Below are 16,613 nucleotides of genomic sequence, written 5' to 3' on the forward strand. Positions count from 1 at the left end.
GTCGGGAGTGTTGGAATGCGAGTGATGTTTTCCTTCACAATCGTCATGCTTTCACTCGAACGAGACTTCCGCCCCGCGGAAGTAATGCTCTAAAATTTGCTCCGCCGTCCATCCACGCTCGGCAAATGCTTTTGCTCCGTATTGGCTCATGCCGATCCGGTGCCCCCATCCTTTTCCAGTGACAGTGATCGAGCTAACCCCTGACGGCGAGGCGGAAAGCGGCACGATGCCATCCGTTGTTTGCACCTTGATTCCTTCGACGCCGGCGAGCGAAACGGTTCCGTTCCCTGTTTGGACGGAGTAAGATGACAAGGAAGAGGCGGCGATGTTGCCGCTGGCCGTTTGAATCGACACGAATGGACCGCTTTTTTGCACTTGAATGTCAAACCAGTTGGACGGCAAGATGCCGTAAAATTGATTGCCGTCTAGCGGGAACAGTTTGCGGATGGTCGTCTCATTGCCTTTCACCGTTTTTTCGCCTGCCGAGGTTTCAATCGTGACGGCACCCACTTCTCCGTTCGCGCCGGTTTTGGCGATCGAGACGTCGTATAAAACAACCGATGGATCGGTGAACCCGAACGAACGCAACAGCACAGCTGGGGAGAAGGTGAATGACCATCGGCTGTACGGCGATGATTCATACGGGTCATCGACGCTCGCCAAATATGGGTAGGCGGTTTGCGACGAGTTCCAGACGTCGCTTACATTGGCGGTTCTGCCGCCGCTTGTCGAGTGGTAATACGTTTCAATGATACTGCCATTATATTTCAGATACAATCCTCTTGTTGCATCCACTGCCGCGTTCGATCGTGGAGATTCTCCATCATATCCTTTATACGTCTGTGTGTTTGGATTGGTCGTCAAACTTGTTTTATGTTTATAGGCATAGTTTCGGGCTGCAATGGCTTGCGCCTTCAGCGCCTCAAGCGGCCAAGAGGCAGGCATCTCGCTCGGCACGACTCCTTTTAAATAATCTTCCATATCTAAAATATTGACAGCATACAAGGCGCTGTTTTGCAGGCGAATGTCGACGCTTCCCCGATACCGCGTTTGGTTCACCTTGACAAGGGACAACGGCGCCGCGCCGATTGTTTCTTGAATAGTAAATCCGGTGCTTGAAAAATCCGTCTTTCCATTGTACGTGACAAACACGGTCGAAGAGGAAGACCGAAATGTCAGATTTGTCTTGCTTGGCAACGGGGTAATCGTCAACGTCTCTTTATTGACGATTTGATAGTTTCCTTCGACGGCGACTGTCACCGATGTCCCTTTATATAAAAGGACTTGCACGGGATTGTTGTACGTTTTCACCCCAGCGGCGTTCGACGCGGAAGGAGAGACGATGAGCAAAAACAGGCCGACGGCCAACCACGCCAATTTTTTCACCGTCTACTTCACCTCACCAAATTCAGCGGCCATCCAACCCCGACGCCCATCAGACAGTTGCACGTTGTACCATTTCTCCCCTTTGCTGTTGGTAAACGGCTGAATATAGACCATCTCTGTCCCTTTTGGAACGGTCGCAATAATCGGATAAGAAGTCGTCGCTCCTTTTCGAATATTGACCGCGGCCGTGGCGATGACGTGCTTGGTGCTGTCGCTGCTGACGGCGGATGTCGAGACATCGCCGGAATAAATCCAACCTTTCAACGATGAGGAGAGGATGATGTTGTACCACAATCCTTGGGAAGTAAGGTGCGCCCCGACCACTTGCAGTGAAGCCCCTGCCTGTTTATAAGTGATGACGCGGTAGCTCGTTGACGCTCCGCTGCGGACGGCCGCATTGTTTTTCACTACATAGACGACAGAAGGCAAAGAAGGCGAAGCGGGTTTGCTAGCAAGTTGTTGTTGAAGTTGTTGAATTTGTTGTTGCTGGGCGGCCAGTTGTGCTTTCAGGTTGGCAATGTCGTTTTTCATCGGGTTGAGCTGGGAAGTCACCCAGTCGACGCTCGCTAACACGACTTCTTCCGATGCTTTCATCGCCGATGGCGTAAACAAGAGGGCGCCTGCCGTCATTCCGACCGCTAGGCTGGCAGCAACGGCCCATTTGGCTTTTCGTTTCATCATGTTCATCTCCCCCGTTTTTGGATATGGAAAGAAAGGAGAATAATAGCTTTCCTAAAAGGCCGGTGAAAAACAACGGATTCGCTCGGTTCATGAGGAATCGCAAGGAATGAAAACGCGATGCTGCCATGTTTCTCAGTTTGACGAACTCCGTCGTAAAGCTTTGCAATCCGTTGCATTACCGGCCTTCTCATGCTATTATTCTCCGAACGCGAACAAACTAGAATTGGCTGAAATACTCTTCCAGTCCTTCGCGAATGCCGACGGCCGCTTTTTGGCGGAACGCTTTCGTTTTGAGCAGCGCCTCTTCATTTGGATTGGAGATGAAGGCGAGCTCAACGAGAATGCTCGGCAGCTCGTTTTTCCGGTTGACGTAAAAGTCTTGCGTTTTATGGCCGCGGTCATATGTTCCGAGCTGTTGGACAAGATGTTTTTGCACGATGGCGGCCAACTGCTTGCTTTTTGGCCCATTGAAGTTGCTCGATACGTTGTAGTACGTTGTCGTTCCGCGAGATGTCCGCGAGTACGAGTCGGCGTGAATGCTGATAAAGGCGTCGTAGTCGGAACTGTTGGCGATCCATGTCCGTTCCGACAGCTCCAAAAAGATGTCGGTGCTTCGCGTCAATTTCACGATCGCTCCGGCCCGCTCCAATTCTTCTTTTAGCAATAAGGCGGTGTCGAGAGTAATATCTTTTTCCCGCGTGCCGCCAGGGCCGATCGCCCCGGTGTCGTGCGCCCCATGCCCTGCGTCAATGATGATTTTTTTGCCCTTGAGTCCGGTCTCGAGAATTTTCAGCGCCAATCGGTCGCTGTAATGGCGCAGGGTGAACGTGTACCCCGGTTCAAAGGTGATGAGCAGGCTGCTGCCGTTCCACTCCACCGTTTGGATGCCTGGAATGTCGGTCGACGGGACTTCAGCGTAGGAAAACGAGCCGGTGATTTTCAGACGATTGCCCGGCAACAACGAATAGGAGACGCGGAAATTAGAAGTTTTTTTCCACGTCAAATAGGCATCTTCGTTGATGGTCGAAAACGTCGGTTCAACGAGACTATTTAAGGCGACGGTAGAGGTGCTTGATTCCTCCACCCATCCGCGGACGCCATTGGATGTTTCGACATTCAGCCATCCATGATATTCGTAAAGGACAGCAAGCCGCTCATTCGCTGCCAACGCCTTCAACGATTGATAGTTCGAAGAGGCACCTCGGCGCAGCGGAGTGCCCGCCTGTTTGACGTATACGTAGGATGGGGCTTTTACTTCAAACACCGGCATCCATCCCGTTTTCCCCGATGCAGAGGTGACTTGCACCCAGTCGAACGGAGATGCTTCTGTCGTCTTCAAAACCGTGACCGTTCGGTTTTTCGCAATCCGCTCGATGACGGCGGCGCTCAACGAAGGTTCGGCAAACAGCGCCGCATTAGCGGTGGTCACCTGCTTTTGCATCCCCTGGCTGGCTGGTGGGGAAAGGTAGGATTTGGTTACGACCGTCCTGTGCACCCAGCCGAGCGTTTTTCCATTGAGGGACACTTTGTACCAAAGCGCTCCCGACGCATCTTTGGCGCTTGACAGGCTGTTCAGTTTGGTTCCTTTTTTCAGTTGGGTGACGACTTTTGCTTTTAAAGATGGAGCTTGCCGCACATTGGCGACCGAAACGCTGACCGTCAGCGGCTGGCCTGAGACGCTGGACGTATCCGAGACACCGCTTGGAACCGACATGGTTGATGACATCGTCAACACTTTTTCCGACACCCATCCCCGGACATGTCCGAGATCAACGCGGCACCAAAGTTCCTGACCATTTGTGACGAACAAATCGATCACTTTGACAGATTGACCGCGTGACACTGTGGCGACGGCGCGGTAATGGACGCTCGCCCCGCGGCGAACCGGGGAGGACTGCACAACGTTCATGAATGTCGGCAAAAGTGTCGGAAGCTGTTTGGGTATGTAGATCTGTTCCGTTTTCACCCATCCTTTGACTCCCGCCCACTCCACACGCACATACTGTTCCCCGAGCGAATTGGTGAACTCGGCAATGATGGAGACGACATCGCCGTTAGACAGTGTTTTGACGACCGGATAGTAAGGGGATGCCCCCTTGCGCATCGCGATGTCGTTGGCGGCGATCACCGCACGCTTTCCGACGAGCATGGAAGGCGGTTGGTTGGAAAAGCTGTCCGCACGCGTCCAGCCGGTGACGCCTCCGTACTCGATGCGGTACCACGTTTCACCATAGGCATTTTGAAACTCGTCTATGACGTTCACTTGTTGGCCAGCGGGAATCGAACCAACGGATCGATATGAATCGGTTGCCCCTCTTCTCAGCAACGAGTCTTGCTTGGCGAACATCACGTTAGGGAAGGCGGAAGAGACATGCGCTTCAGAAAAGTCGTCTGCCCGCGCCCAGCCCGTGATGCCCTTATATTCGATGCGATACCACGTTTCGCCAGCAGCGTTTTGGAACTTGTCGATGACCTTTACTTGTTGGCCAGCGGAAATGGATTCGACGATTTGATAGGAATCCGTCGCTCCTCTCCTCAGCAAAGCGTTATGCTCAGCGACCATGAGTGTCGGTGAGGATGAGGACGGACTTCCATCGGCGGCCAAGGCGGCCGACGGCCACAGCGGGCAAGTCACCAACAAGACGGAAAGAAGCGTTTTTTTCAAGGATTCGATCCCCCCTTTTTTCTCAAGTTTGCGTTTTCTATACTATCATAGCGAATTTTGCCGTTTTATCCAACCCGAATTCAGTCCTATTATGAGAAAAAATGAAAAGTTTTGTTGAAAAAGAGAGAAAAAAAGCAGAGGACATGAAAAGTTGTGTTCTTTCATCATCATTGCGGCATGATATACGCTGTAAATGGAAAAAGGCGCCCCATTGCTTTTGGGAGCACCTTCTTTGTGATCGTTAATTTTGGTTTTGTGTGGATGGTGAATCGCTGCGCGTGAGGGAGGCGTTGGACGTCTCGAGCGCTTGCCGCAGCGTTTCATTGATTGAGCTGACCGATTGCTCGTCGGGGATGTAGTAGTACACGCCGTTGATCGTTTCATCGTATCCTTCTAGATGCAGATTTTGTACGTCCACGTTTTTCATTTTTTGATAGACATAGATGAACGACAACAAATCGGCCGGAGGGATGTTCGTCCGCACGTGATCCCCTAAATCGGCGATGATGTCATCCAGCTTCGGCAGCGAGGTGATGGACGTGCTTTTGTCAATAATGGCACGAATGACTTGTTTTTGCCGCTCGTTTCGGCCAAAGTCGCCGCGGGGGTCCGATTTTCTCATGCGCACATAGGCGAGCGCTTCATTGCCGTTCAACTCTTGTTTGCCTTTATGGAACGTATGCCATTTGAGCGAACCTGTCAGCTGAGCTTTGAATGTAAACGGAACATCTACCGTGACGCCGCCGAGGGAATCGACAATTTTTTCGAACCCTTCAAAATCAGTCGTCACGTAATAGTCAATCGGTACATCGATCAGCTCATTGACGGCTGCAATCGTCGATTGAATGCCGCCGTAGCTGTAGGAATGGGTGATTTTGTCTTTCCGCCCTTCGCTCGGGATGTAAACGCGCGTGTCGCGCGGAATGCTCAACAAATACACTTTGTTCGTCTTCGGATTGACGGTCAAAAGCATGACGACATCAGACCGCCCCTCCTCGTCGTGGTACTGGTTTTCCACTCCGACTAACAGCACGGTAAACGGATCTTTGCGCATTTCAATATTTCTTGCAGGCTTGCTTGATGGATCAAGCGCTTGATAAATTTTGCTTGACGCCTGTTTCGTCTCGGAGTAAATATTGTAGCCAAAGGCGCCGACACCCCCGAGCAAAAGAAGAAACACGAGCAAAAATAATCGGCGGAGCCGCTTTTTTTTCTTTCGCTTTTTCACCGTTTTTCTTGTATGATTCATCGTTTAACCCTTCTTTCCTTTACGGTGTCGTTTTAGGAAGACGGAAGCAACCGTTCGGCATACTCCATCGCTCCCGCCTGAATGTCCGCCCTTCCGTTTGTCAGTTCGGTCATCCACTCGCCGAACGAAGACTGGCCGTCCTCGGGAACGAGAACATCAAACGTGACGCGGTCGGCATATTGGATATTTTTAATAGTATATACGGAAGAGCGCAGCTCATTTTCCACCTTCCCAAGCCACGAATAGTCGATCGTGACATGCATGACGCGCATGAGCCGGCGTTCGACGATGCCGGCGGCGTTCAGGCCTTCTGAGACGGCGCGGCTGTATGCACGCACCAAGCCGCCCGCACCGAGCTTGATGCCGCCGAAGTAGCGGGTGACGACGGCGACGGTGTCTTTCAATCCTTTTTTCTTCAGCACTTCAAGCATCGGCACCCCTGCGGTGCCGCTCGGCTCACCGTCATCGTTCGCTTTTTGGATTTGGTCATGCTCCCCAATCAAATAGGCGGAGCAGTTGTGGGTGGCGTCCCAATGCTTCTTCTTGATCTGTTGAATAAAGGCGATAGCCTCTTCTTCCGTTTCCGCGCGGTTGACATAGCAGATAAACCGTGATTTTTCAATTACGATTTCGTGTTCACCGTATCCTTTAACCGTGTAATATTTTTGCAACAAAACGAAACACCTCAACGATCAACATCGTGCAAACGGTTTATTTGTTTATTTTTTTGCAAGAACGGCTAGCGCTCTACTCTCATTATGGTAAACTAAAAATAAAAGAGCAATAGATAGAGCATGCTTTTATTATTATAAATCGACAACTTTTTTCCTTCAAACAAATTTTGCTGGCGCCCATGCGCACCGCTTGGCAGCGCTGTTGGAGGTTGGCAAATGGCTAAGGCAAAACAGTGGGACGTAAAGCAGTTAGATCGGATTGTCGAAAAAATGATCGACACCGTTCAACATAGCAAAGACGAAATTTTCCGCATCGGGGAGCAGTCGCGTCAAGAGCACGACCATTTGCTTCGCGAACTTGAGGAGGTGAAGCGGCTGACCGTGCAGGCGATCGAAGAAGCGGACCGGCTCGAAATGGAGGCGCGCCGGGCGCGCCGCCGCCTGTCGGAAGTGAGTCAAAACTTTTCCACCCACTCGGAGCAAGATATTCGCGAGGCGTATGAAGCGGCGCACGAGCTGCATATAAAGCTGACGATGGTGCGCGAGCGGGAGAAACAGCTGCGGCTGCGCCGTGATGAACTCGAGCGGAGATTGGCGAGCCTTGCGCAAATTATCGAACGCGCCGATTATTTAGTCGGGCAAATTACGGTCGTGCTCCACTACTTAAACAGCGATTTCCGCCAGGTCGGCGAGCTTATTGAAGGAGCGAAGCAAAAGCAAGAATTCGGGCTGAAAATCATCGAAGCCCAGGAAGAAGAGCGGCGGCGGCTGTCGCGGGAAATCCATGACGGCCCGGCGCAGCTGCTTGCGCATGTCCTGCTTCGATCGGATCTCGTCGAAAAGGTGATCAAAGAGCGAGGGACAGAGGCGGCGATCGCCGAGATTCGTGATTTTCGCAAAATGGTGCGTTCGGCTTTGTCCGAAGTGCGCCGCATCATTTACGATTTGCGGCCGATGGCGCTTGATGATTTAGGATTGGTTCCGACGCTAAAAAAATACTTGCAAACGACCGAAGAATATAATAACGGAGTCCACATTTCCTTTGTACATATCGGCGAAGAAATTCGGCTGCCGTCGCGGATGGAAGCGGCCGTGTTTCGCCTTGTCCAAGAATCGGTGCAAAACGCCTTGAAGCATGCCGAAGCGCGCCATATCGACGTCAAAATGGAAGTGACGTGCCACCATCTGCTTGTTAGCGTCAAGGACGATGGCAAAGGATTTGATCCATCGGTCAAAAAAGAAAATGCGTTCGGCTTGATTGGCATGCGGGAGCGGGTGGAGCTGCTCGGCGGCACGCTCGACATTCGCTCAAAGATTGGCGGTGGAACGACCGTGTTCATTCGCGTTCCGCTCGACCGTTCGACTGACAAAACGAACAAGGAGGAAAGGAAACGATGAAAACACGCATCGCGATTATCGATGACCATTCGTTATTCCGTGAAGGTATTAAGCGTATTTTGGAGTTTGAGGGCGATTTTGAAGTCGTGGCGGAAGGAAGCGACGGAAGCGAAGTGCTTTCGATCGTCGAAACATACCGCCCCGATTTGGTGCTGATGGACATCAATATGCCGGACATGAACGGAGTGGAAGCGACAAAGCAGCTCATCGAAACGTATCCGGAGACGAAAGTCGTGGTCCTGTCGATCCATGACGATGAACACTATGTGATGCGCGCCTTGCAGACGGGAGCGACCGGGTATTTGCTGAAAGAAATGGACGCTGACACGCTCATTGAGGCGGTGAAAGTCGTCGCTGAAGGCGGCTCGTATTTGCACCCGAAAGTGACGCACAACTTAATTCGCGAATACCGCCGTCTGACGTCGGAAAAAGGCGGCGTGGCGGTCAAACAAGAAGTGCGCCGCCCGCTCCATTTGTTGACGCGGCGCGAGTGCGAAGTGCTGCAGCTGTTGGCCGACGGCAAAAGCAACCGCGCCATCGGCGAAGCGCTGTACATTAGCGAAAAAACGGTGAAAAACCACGTCAGCAGCATCTTGCAAAAATTAAACGTCAATGACCGGACGCAAGCCGTTGTGGTCGCGATTAAAAACGGCTGGGTGGAGGTGCGCTGAACGGAACGGGGGCTCTCGTCAGTCTTTGCAGCGGTGCGTTGACGATCGAAGCGGCTTCCTGTGGCATCGATGCGCCGTTTGGCGGCGAAGGAGCGGCTTGGGCAAAGCGTTGCATGAGGATCAACGATGTTCCGCTTCACGGCCTGCCCGCGTTCTTTGCCTCCTCATGCATCGAGCGGTGGTGGACAACGAGTCTTTTTGGTATAATGGCAGAAAAGGCTGAATCAGGAAGGAATGGCGCCTGTGAAAATTGCGATTGTCACCGATAGCACGGCTTATTTGCCGAAAGACGTGCGCGAGCGGCTCGGCATCCGGATGATTCCGCTCAGCGTCATTTTTGGGGACGAAACATATCGCGAAGAGATCGATATGACGGCGGATGAATTTTTTGTCAAAATCAAGCAGAATCCTAAGCTGCCGACGACATCGCAGCCCTCAGTCGGCGAATTTGTCGACTTGTTCACTGCCATTCGCGAGGAAGGATATGAAGCCGTCATCAGCATCCACCTTTCAAGCGGCATCAGCGGCACCTACCAAGGAGCGGTGACGGCGGGGACGATGGTCGAAGGGTTGCGCGTTTACGCTTACGATTCCGAGATCAGCTGCATGGCGCAAGGGTTTTACGCCATCGAAGCCGCTGAGATGGCGAAGGCGGGGAAAATGCCGGAGGAGATTCTCGCCCGTCTTGATGAGATGAAGCGGACGTTGCGCGCCTATTTTATGGTCGACGACTTGTCCCACCTGCAGCGTGGCGGACGGCTCACTGGCGCGCAGGCGTTCATCGGCGGCCTGTTGCAAATCAAGCCGCTCCTTCGCTTTGAAAACAAAGTGATCGTGCCGTTTGAAAAAATCCGCACGCGCAAAAAGGCGGTGCAACGCATCGAGGAGCTGTTTGACGAAGATGCGGACAAAGGCGTTCCGCTCAAAGCCGCTATCATCCATGCCAACCAGCCCGATGAAGCGAGCCGTTGGCGCGATGAGCTGGCCGCCCGCTATCCGCACGTTGAGTTTCTTATCAGCTATTTCGGCCCCGTCATCGCCACGCATGTCGGCGAAGGGGCGCTCGGGCTGACGTGGTATCAGCCATAAGTCGAGGCCGCAAAGCGCCGCCTCGAGGCGCTGCAGCCGAGCACAAGGCGGAACGGTGTGCTCCGCCTTGTGCGGCGGCGAATTTGTTTTACATTCGTTTTCTCACCTCCTTATGAAACGGACCGGAGATGTGGGGCTGGCCGAACTTGTCGAACCGTTTTCCTTTCCTGAAAAATTTGTCGCTATTTCCCCGGGAATGTTGTCGAAACACGTTGTCGATCGACTCGATGACTCTCTGTGGATCTTTGATGTTGTCGGATTTCGCTTTATCCTTTTCTTTCGAAGGTCGATATGTCGTGAAAAAGAGGGTCAAACCACATCTTGACTCCATTGGGAAGCCCTTTTTGCCTCCACTTTCTTTGCCGATCGAAGACTGCCGTTTTTTGCTTCCTCCCCATCTTTTCATCATTTTGTTAGAAGGGCGGTGATTTGCTAGCACAACCGCTTTCTCGCTTCGTTTCTCAACTAGAAAAACCTTGTAGCGTCGTTCCTTCTTTTCACACATTCAACTCATCGATCAAGGGGAACAGCGGTTTTCCACCCGCCTTTTAGGGAAAAACATCGTCAGCTCTGCTCTTTCTCCATAACACTGGCTCATTGATGCGCTCAAAGCCTTTCAACCTGGGGGAGCGCGTTTTTACCGCATCACTGCGCCACCCGCTCTTTTTGGCTCCCAGCTCGGGAACATGCTTTTCTTGAATTTCAAAAGGAGTGATGCTCATTGTACATTCTCCCATCTTCTGTTGCTTCGCCGCTCGTTTCCTGGCTGAACGGTCAGCGTCTCCCGCGGGAGCAGCTGCCGTTTCCCGATGGAGAAGTCGCTGCCGCCATCCAGACCGGTTTGCTTCACGAACAGCCCGGGCTGATCAAAACAGCGCGCGCCTGGCGCTGCGTCCGTTGCGGAAATAACGATCCTCATCTTTTTGCCGCGTTTCCGTGCGCCCGCTGCGGGGCAGATTGTGCGTATTGCCGCAAGTGTCTCGTGATGGGGCGCATCAGCTCCTGCACTCACCTTGTGCACGTGACGATGCCGCTTCCGTCCGAGCCGCACGAAGCGCCGCTCGCTTGGGACGGGGAACTGTCCGCCGCCCAAGCGGAGGCCGCGCAGGCTGTCCGACAGGCGGTGCTGGACCGAAGCGAGCTGATCGTTTGGGCCGTATGCGGGGCAGGGAAAACCGAGATGTTGTTTCCCGCCATCGCTGCCGCCTTGGAGGAAGGTTGGCGCGTTGGCCTCGCCACGCCTAGAGTGGATGTTGTCCGCGAGCTCGCTCCCCGCTTCCGCCAAGCGTTCCCGCGCGTTTCGCTCGCCGTATGGCACGGCGGAAGCGATGAGCGCGGGCGGATCGCCCCGCTCGTTCTTTCCACTACCCACCAACTGTTGCGCGCGTACCGCGCGTTTGATGTCATGATCATCGATGAAGTCGACGCCTTCCCGTATTCGGTTGAACCGATGCTTGAATACGCCGTCAGTCAAGCGCGGAAAGAACGATCAAGCCTCATCTATCTCACCGCCACTCCCTCCCGCGCTTGGCAGCGTGACATTGCGCGTGGCAAACGGAACGCCGTCGTCATCCCCGCCCGCTATCACGGCCATCCGCTCCCCGTCCCCGTGTTCGAATGGTGCGGCAATTGGCGCAAGCGGCTCGAGCGCGGCCGCTTGCCCGAAAACGTCCTTGCGTGGATTCGCCATCGTTTGGAACAGAGAAAGCAGGCGTTTTTGTTCGTTCCCCATATCGATGAGCTTGAGGCGGTCGTCCGCCTGTTGCAACGAGTCGATGCCCGCATCGTCGGCGTTCACGCCGAAGCCCCGGATCGCGCCGAACATGTGCAGGCGTTTCGCGACGGGCGCGTTCCGCTGCTTGTGACGACGACGATTCTTGAGCGCGGCGTGACGGTGCCGAACATCGATGTCGCCGTTCTCGGTGCCGAAGACCGCATCTTTACGGAAAGCGCTCTCGTGCAAATCGCCGGCCGCGTCGGCCGCCACGCGGCGTTTCCGGATGGCGACGTCCGCTTTTTCCATCACGGAAAAACGAACGAGATGGTGCGGGCGCGTCGCCACATCCTTCGCATGAATGAAGAAGCACGAAAAAGGGGGCTATTGCGCCCATGAACTGCCTCCTTTGTCATTCCCCGTACAATCCGATCACGAGCTGGCGCCAGCTGTTTCTTCTTGAAGACCCAGACGTCCTTTGTCCGCGCTGCCGCGGTGCGTTTGTGCTTATTGACGGCCGTCTTTGCGAGATGTGCGGCCGCCCGCTCGAGGAAGCCAAGCCATCGCTGTGCGCCGACTGCCTCCGATGGCAGGATGATGAACAATGGGGGAGGGCGCTCGTGAAAAACCGATCCGTCTATGTATACAACGACTGGATGAAAGACGTCGTCGCCTTATGGAAATTCCGCGGCGACTATGTCATCGTCGAGGCGTTCCGCCGTCCGTTTTCCCAAGCGTTTCGCCGCCATTTCGGCCGCGATTGGCACATCGTCCCAATCCCGCTGAGCCCCGAACGGCTGTATGAGCGCGGCTTCAACCAAGCGGAAGCGCTCGCCCGCCTGCTTCCGTTTCCGTGTTTCCCTTGGCTTTCTCGCAAGCATTCCGAAAAACAATCGAAAAAATCGCGCCGCGAGCGGCTGGAGACCGACAACCCGTTTTTTCTCTCCGGACATCCGCCGATTGACGGAAAACGAATCGTGCTGATCGACGACATTTACACGACGGGCATCACCATCCGCCACGCCGCCCTTGTGCTGCTTGAGGCGGGGGCGGCGGAGGTGGGGGCGTTGACGTTGGTGCGGGCGTGAGCAGGCTAAACATTTGTCTGCAGGATGCCGATATAAACAGTAGCAACCGAATGGAGCGGAAGGTGAACGGGGATGGAAATTCGCAACGTTTTGACTAGACAATCGATAACGTCGCCAAATCAAACGCTGATAGTGCAAAAAGGAGAAACATACGATGCGGTCATCAAGGAAAGCCAAGGCGGCGCTGCCGTTGTCGTGATCAAAGGGATCGAAGTGCAGGTGCGAACGGAAGGGGAATGGCCGCAGGAAGGGCGTGTGGCCATCAAGATCGTTGGGGAACAAGACGGCGTCCCGGTGGCGCGAATCGTTCCCCGCCCTCCTCAAGAGACGGACAAACAACCGGTTTATTTTTCTGCTTCGGAACCGTTATCGTCTGAGCTGAGACAGGTTGGGGACTGGCTGCAAAAACATGGACAATCGCTCACAAAAGAGATTGTTTCCACCTTGCGAACGTTTTTCACCGAAGCTCCGGGTACCGTCGAGCAAAAATTAGAAACCGTTCGTGCTGTCATCAATAAAAAACTGGAACTCACGAGCACTCACCTTGCCGCTGTCCATGAGGCGCTGCATGGGAAGCCGTTAGGGGAGCAATTCGCGGAGATTGCCAACAAACTCGATCCAGCCTTTACACTGGCTCAGCGAGAAGAACAAAGCGCGATGAAAGAAACGCCGCACCATTTGGCCGTTGCGGCCGATCAGTTCGAGCGCCAAGCGTGGCGGACGGGAAAAACGGGAGAATTGTCCAGCGCGCCTCCTTCATTGGCAGCCGACCAGTCCGCCAAAGCGGGATCAACAGAAGGAACGAAGTCCTCAGAAATCAGCGGACGTAAAGCATTGGGGCACCGTCCCCTCGTACCGACATGGGATCATCTAGAACGCACGGTTCAGATGGAAACGGCATCAACTACCGAAACATCCACCCGCCTCCAACAAGTACGTGAACAAGTCGCTCGCGAGCCGAGCTTGTCGAAGGCAGTGGAATACGTCCGTCAACAGGTCGTTGATGCGCCCAATGTAGACCGGGATGTGGCAGAACAAGTGGATCGGGCGTTGCGTGAGGTCGTTCAACTGCAGCGTCAAGGGCGGGAAAGCGAAGCCCGAGCGCGGTTGATTGAGGCGTTGGTGAAGGCAGAGCAAGCGGCTCGTGCTTCAGAAGCAGGCCGCCAACTGAGAGATACTCATCTCCAAGCATCGCAAGATTTGCGGGACCAAATTCAAGAAGTTCGAACACAAGTAGCGAAGGCACCGGATTTATCGAAAGCCTTGGAACAAGTTCAGAAGCAACTGGTGGAAAACATCGATGTTTCAGCAGAAGTGCGGGAGATAGCTGCGGTTGCCGTGAAGGAAGCTCAATGGCTAAAAATGAACGGACAAGAAATTCTCGCTCGCCGTACCTTGGTTCGGGCGCTGGAGGACATGGAACGCGTAGTTCAGCCGGAAGCGGCACCAGCTACCGAAACATCTACCCGTCTCCAACAAGTACGTGAACAAGTTGTCCGAGAGCCGAACTTGTCGAAAGCAGTGGAATACGTCCGCCAACAAGTCGTTGATGCGCCCAATGTAGACCGGGATGTGGTGGAACAAGTGGATCGTGCGTTGCGCGAGGTTGCTCAACTGCAGCGTCAAGGGCGGGAAAGCGAAGCCCGAGCGCGGTTGAGTGAGGTGTTGGTGAAGGCGGAACAAGCGGCCCGTGCTTTGGAAGCGACCGTTCAATCCGTGAGTGACGCCTCTCAACCGTCTCCAGAGCTACCGAAGCAAATTCGAGCCATTCGAACGGAAGCCGTTCGTGCGCTAAATTTGTCGAATACGCTGTCCCGAGTTCAAAAGCTGCTCGCTGAACACAGCGAGTTGCCAGGGGATGTCCGACAAAAAATAGAAGCGGTGTTAAAAGAAACAATGTGGCTGCAACAAGCTGGCCAACATGCGGCAGCGAGAACTCATCTTGTCCGTCAACTCGATCAAATCGAGTCGATAACGGCTAATACACGATCGTCAGTTGTCCAACCGCCGTCTCCTGTTAATGAGACGACAGCTCCATTCAAGATGCCAGCGGTGGACCATATATCGGTTTTATCGGAGATGGCAGAGGGAGCAGGACAGGGAGGAATTTCACAGCGTTCCACCGCTCCAGTGGTCGAGCAGTCAGGTGATGACGCGATTGGAAACGGGGCGCGGCAGGCTATCTCTTCGGCGGGCAGCCAAAACGAAGTGACAGCTGATGCGGCGAACGACACTCAACCGATCGAACAGCTGCGTGAGGCCATGCGCCGAGCAATCAAATCGTTGCAGCAAGAGCCCCACTTGGAAAAAGCGTTGGACGCCGTTGGAGCGGATATCGCGGAAGCGCTCCGCACCCACCCTCACTGGGAACAGGCATGGGCCGACTCGTCTGCCAGTGCGCGAACGCTGATGGAAAAAGGGCGGGAGCTCGCTGCAAGGCAGACGGTGTTGAAAACGTTAAATGAGATCGAAGCGTCACTCCCGTCTGTGCCAACTGATCGCTCGATGGATGTTGACAGCCTATTTGATGGGGCATGGCAAGCGGCTTTGTCGCTTGAATCCAAACAATTTTTCGTGCAAACGGTCACGAAAAAAATGGCGCAGGCTGCACTTGATTTTAAAACGGTGAAGCGCGATGTGATGCGCCAGTTAGAGACGGTGGCGCAGGTGGCGGAAAACAAAAGCCCCGCCGCCCGCTTGCAAGCTACATCGATGTTGGAAATGGCGATCAAACAATTGGACAACGCCATTTTAAAAAGCGACATCATGCTGTTTACCGATATGGTGACGGAAAAACAGTTGATGAAAGCCAGCTCCGCGCTCGCTGAGGCAAAAAAACGGCTTCGCCAAGGTGACGCGGCTGGGGCACGGAACATCGTGAACGAAGTGAAGAACATGCTAGCGAATATTGTGTTCAAACCGTCCGAGGCGAAGGTGAAACATTTTGTGAGGATGCACGGTGAAACAACAGCCGATTCATCCAAAGCGTTTCTTGAGCAAGTGAACCAGGTGATGCAACCGCCAGTGGATGGTCCATCAGCAAGGCACGTGTTTGACACGATTCGCCGTCTCGGCTTGATGCACGAGTATGAGGCCGCCGAGCGGCTTGTATTGAAAGGAAATGAAGAGGAGTCGGCACTGCCAAATATAAAGGAAGTGCTTTTGCGGCTGGCGCAAAGCGGAAATGAATCCGTTGCGCGGCAAGCGGAACAGGCGTTAACGAATTTGACGGGCCAACAGCTGTTAAACAAGTGGGATGGCACGGCGGGGTGGCAAAGCGTTTTCTTCACCCTGCCGCTGTTATGGCAAAACGAAGTGCAAAACGTTAACGTTTATGTCAACGCCCGCCAACATGGCGAGCGAATCGACTGGGAAAACTGTCAGCTCTATTTCTTGCTGGAGACAAAAAAATTGGGAGACCTCGGCATTTTGCTTCAGGCGAATGAGCGGAATTTATCGATTACGCTTCGCAACGACCGCGACGATTTTGCCGAAAAAGTGAAGCCATTCATTGACATAGCGAAAGAGAAATTGGAAGAGATCGGCTACCGGGTTACAGCGGTGAACGTGGCGAAGCTGACGAATGACGCTCATCAGAAAGACGAACCACCTTCGCCAGCCCCATCGGCTCACCCGTATCGACGATTTGCCGAAAGGGGGTATGATTGGACCATATGATGACGGCCTATTTTAACCAAAAAAAGCGAAAACAAATGAACGGTCCGACGGCGGCGGTCATTCGCTATGACGAAACGAGCGGCCAGGCGCCGACTGTCGTCGCCCAAGGAAGCGGGCATGTGGCGCAAAAGATTATTGAACTGGCCGAACAACACCACGTCCATATTCAAGAAGATCCGCTACTTGTACAACATTTAGTGCAGCTTGATCTCGGGGATCGCATCCCTCCGCAGCTGTACGCGGTCATTGCCGAAATATTGATTCTGATTGAAGAAATCGAAAAAAACTATTAAACATTGCCGATGGACGGCCGATATAAA

The 16,613-nt window shown here is 53.7% G+C and carries 13 protein-coding genes; 7 read left to right on the forward strand and 6 right to left on the reverse strand.

The features are described from left to right. Window positions 1–51: 51 nt before the first annotated feature. The 5 genes from ETC02_RS07775 to ETC02_RS07795 form a co-directional block, all read right to left on the reverse strand. On the reverse strand, window positions 52–1,386 hold the full coding sequence (locus tag ETC02_RS07775; protein ID WP_033009504.1) for a SpoIID/LytB domain-containing protein: 1,335 nt from the start codon (window positions 1,384–1,386) through the stop codon (window positions 52–54). A gap of 3 nt (window positions 1,387–1,389) precedes the next feature. Continuing rightward, entirely contained in the window at window positions 1,390–2,067 is a 678-nt protein-coding gene (locus ETC02_RS07780) for an SH3 domain-containing protein (RefSeq protein WP_014196792.1), read from the reverse strand. A gap of 217 nt (window positions 2,068–2,284) precedes the next feature. Then, on the reverse strand, window positions 2,285–4,732 hold the full coding sequence (locus ETC02_RS07785; RefSeq protein ID WP_033009503.1) for an SH3 domain-containing protein: 2,448 nt from the start codon (window positions 4,730–4,732) through the stop codon (window positions 2,285–2,287). Between the two features lie 241 nt (window positions 4,733–4,973). Then, on the reverse strand, window positions 4,974–5,981 hold the full coding sequence (locus tag ETC02_RS07790; protein WP_033009502.1) for an LCP family protein: 1,008 nt from the start codon (window positions 5,979–5,981) through the stop codon (window positions 4,974–4,976). Between the two features lie 32 nt (window positions 5,982–6,013). Continuing rightward, window positions 6,014–6,655 carry a YigZ family protein gene (locus ETC02_RS07795; protein ID WP_171698171.1) on the reverse strand — a complete coding sequence of 214 codons (642 nt, stop codon included), beginning with the start codon at window positions 6,653–6,655 and terminating at the stop codon, window positions 6,014–6,016. Window positions 6,656–6,871: 216 nt separating this feature from the next. Here ETC02_RS07795 and ETC02_RS07800 point away from each other — a divergent pair, with 216 nt between their 5' ends. From ETC02_RS07800 to ETC02_RS07810, 3 genes are all read left to right on the forward strand, one after another. Next, on the forward strand, window positions 6,872–8,053 hold the full coding sequence (locus ETC02_RS07800) for a sensor histidine kinase (protein WP_063210677.1): 1,182 nt from the start codon (window positions 6,872–6,874) through the stop codon (window positions 8,051–8,053). Continuing rightward, window positions 8,050–8,724, forward strand: coding sequence for a response regulator (locus tag ETC02_RS07805; RefSeq protein ID WP_063210679.1), 675 nt, complete (start codon window positions 8,050–8,052; stop codon window positions 8,722–8,724). Before ETC02_RS07800 ends, ETC02_RS07805 begins: the two co-directional genes overlap by 4 nt. Window positions 8,725–8,967: 243 nt before the next feature. Continuing rightward, on the forward strand, window positions 8,968–9,813 hold the full coding sequence (locus tag ETC02_RS07810; protein ID WP_033009498.1) for a DegV family protein: 846 nt from the start codon (window positions 8,968–8,970) through the stop codon (window positions 9,811–9,813). A 548-nt stretch (window positions 9,814–10,361) separates the two neighbouring features. Here the strand turns inward: ETC02_RS07810 and ETC02_RS07815 are convergent. Beyond that, window positions 10,362–10,535, reverse strand: a complete 174-nt coding sequence (locus ETC02_RS07815) for a hypothetical protein (protein ID WP_155266788.1) — start codon at window positions 10,533–10,535, stop codon at window positions 10,362–10,364. On the opposite strand from ETC02_RS07815, the gene ETC02_RS07820 reads away from it, so the two are divergent. From ETC02_RS07820 to ETC02_RS07835, 4 genes are all read left to right on the forward strand, one after another. Next, window positions 10,535–11,926: an ATP-dependent helicase ComFA gene (locus tag ETC02_RS07820; RefSeq protein ID WP_063210681.1), complete on the forward strand. Its 1,392-nt coding sequence runs from the start codon at window positions 10,535–10,537 to the stop codon at window positions 11,924–11,926. The genes ETC02_RS07815 and ETC02_RS07820 overlap by 1 nt on opposite strands. After that, the gene (locus tag ETC02_RS07825; RefSeq protein WP_063210683.1) at window positions 11,923–12,615 is read left to right on the forward strand and encodes a ComFC family protein; all 693 of its coding nucleotides are present in this window, start codon (window positions 11,923–11,925) and stop codon (window positions 12,613–12,615) included. Before ETC02_RS07820 ends, ETC02_RS07825 begins: the two co-directional genes overlap by 4 nt. A gap of 72 nt (window positions 12,616–12,687) precedes the next feature. Then, window positions 12,688–16,293: a coiled-coil domain-containing protein gene (locus tag ETC02_RS17685; protein ID WP_063210684.1), complete on the forward strand. Its 3,606-nt coding sequence runs from the start codon at window positions 12,688–12,690 to the stop codon at window positions 16,291–16,293. Next, window positions 16,290–16,586 (forward strand): EscU/YscU/HrcU family type III secretion system export apparatus switch protein, encoded by a 297-nt coding sequence (locus ETC02_RS07835; protein ID WP_063210686.1) that lies wholly within the window; start codon window positions 16,290–16,292, stop codon window positions 16,584–16,586. Before ETC02_RS17685 ends, ETC02_RS07835 begins: the two co-directional genes overlap by 4 nt. Window positions 16,587–16,613: the final 27 nt, after the last annotated feature.

This window comes from Geobacillus sp. DSP4a (genome assembly GCF_013096875.1).
Lineage (GTDB): Bacteria > Bacillota > Bacilli > Bacillales > Anoxybacillaceae > Geobacillus > Geobacillus thermophilus.

What these genes read in the sequence shown, in the direction of transcription:
- ETC02_RS07780 (WP_014196792.1), bottom strand. Translation starts at nt 2,067, where the DNA reads ATGATGAAACGAAAAGCCAAATGGGCCGTTGCTGCCAGCCTAGCGGTC.
- ETC02_RS07800 (WP_063210677.1), top strand. Translation starts at nt 6,872, where the DNA reads ATGGCTAAGGCAAAACAGTGGGACGTAAAGCAGTTAGATCGGATTGTC.
- ETC02_RS07805 (WP_063210679.1), top strand. Translation starts at nt 8,050, where the DNA reads ATGAAAACACGCATCGCGATTATCGATGACCATTCGTTATTCCGTGAA.
- ETC02_RS07815 (WP_155266788.1), bottom strand. Translation starts at nt 10,535, where the DNA reads ATGAGCATCACTCCTTTTGAAATTCAAGAAAAGCATGTTCCCGAGCTG.
- ETC02_RS07790 (WP_033009502.1), bottom strand. Translation starts at nt 5,981, where the DNA reads ATGAATCATACAAGAAAAACGGTGAAAAAGCGAAAGAAAAAAAAGCGG.
- ETC02_RS07835 (WP_063210686.1), top strand. Translation starts at nt 16,290, where the DNA reads ATGATGACGGCCTATTTTAACCAAAAAAAGCGAAAACAAATGAACGGT.
- ETC02_RS17685 (WP_063210684.1), top strand. Translation starts at nt 12,688, where the DNA reads ATGGAAATTCGCAACGTTTTGACTAGACAATCGATAACGTCGCCAAAT.
- ETC02_RS07825 (WP_063210683.1), top strand. Translation starts at nt 11,923, where the DNA reads ATGAACTGCCTCCTTTGTCATTCCCCGTACAATCCGATCACGAGCTGG.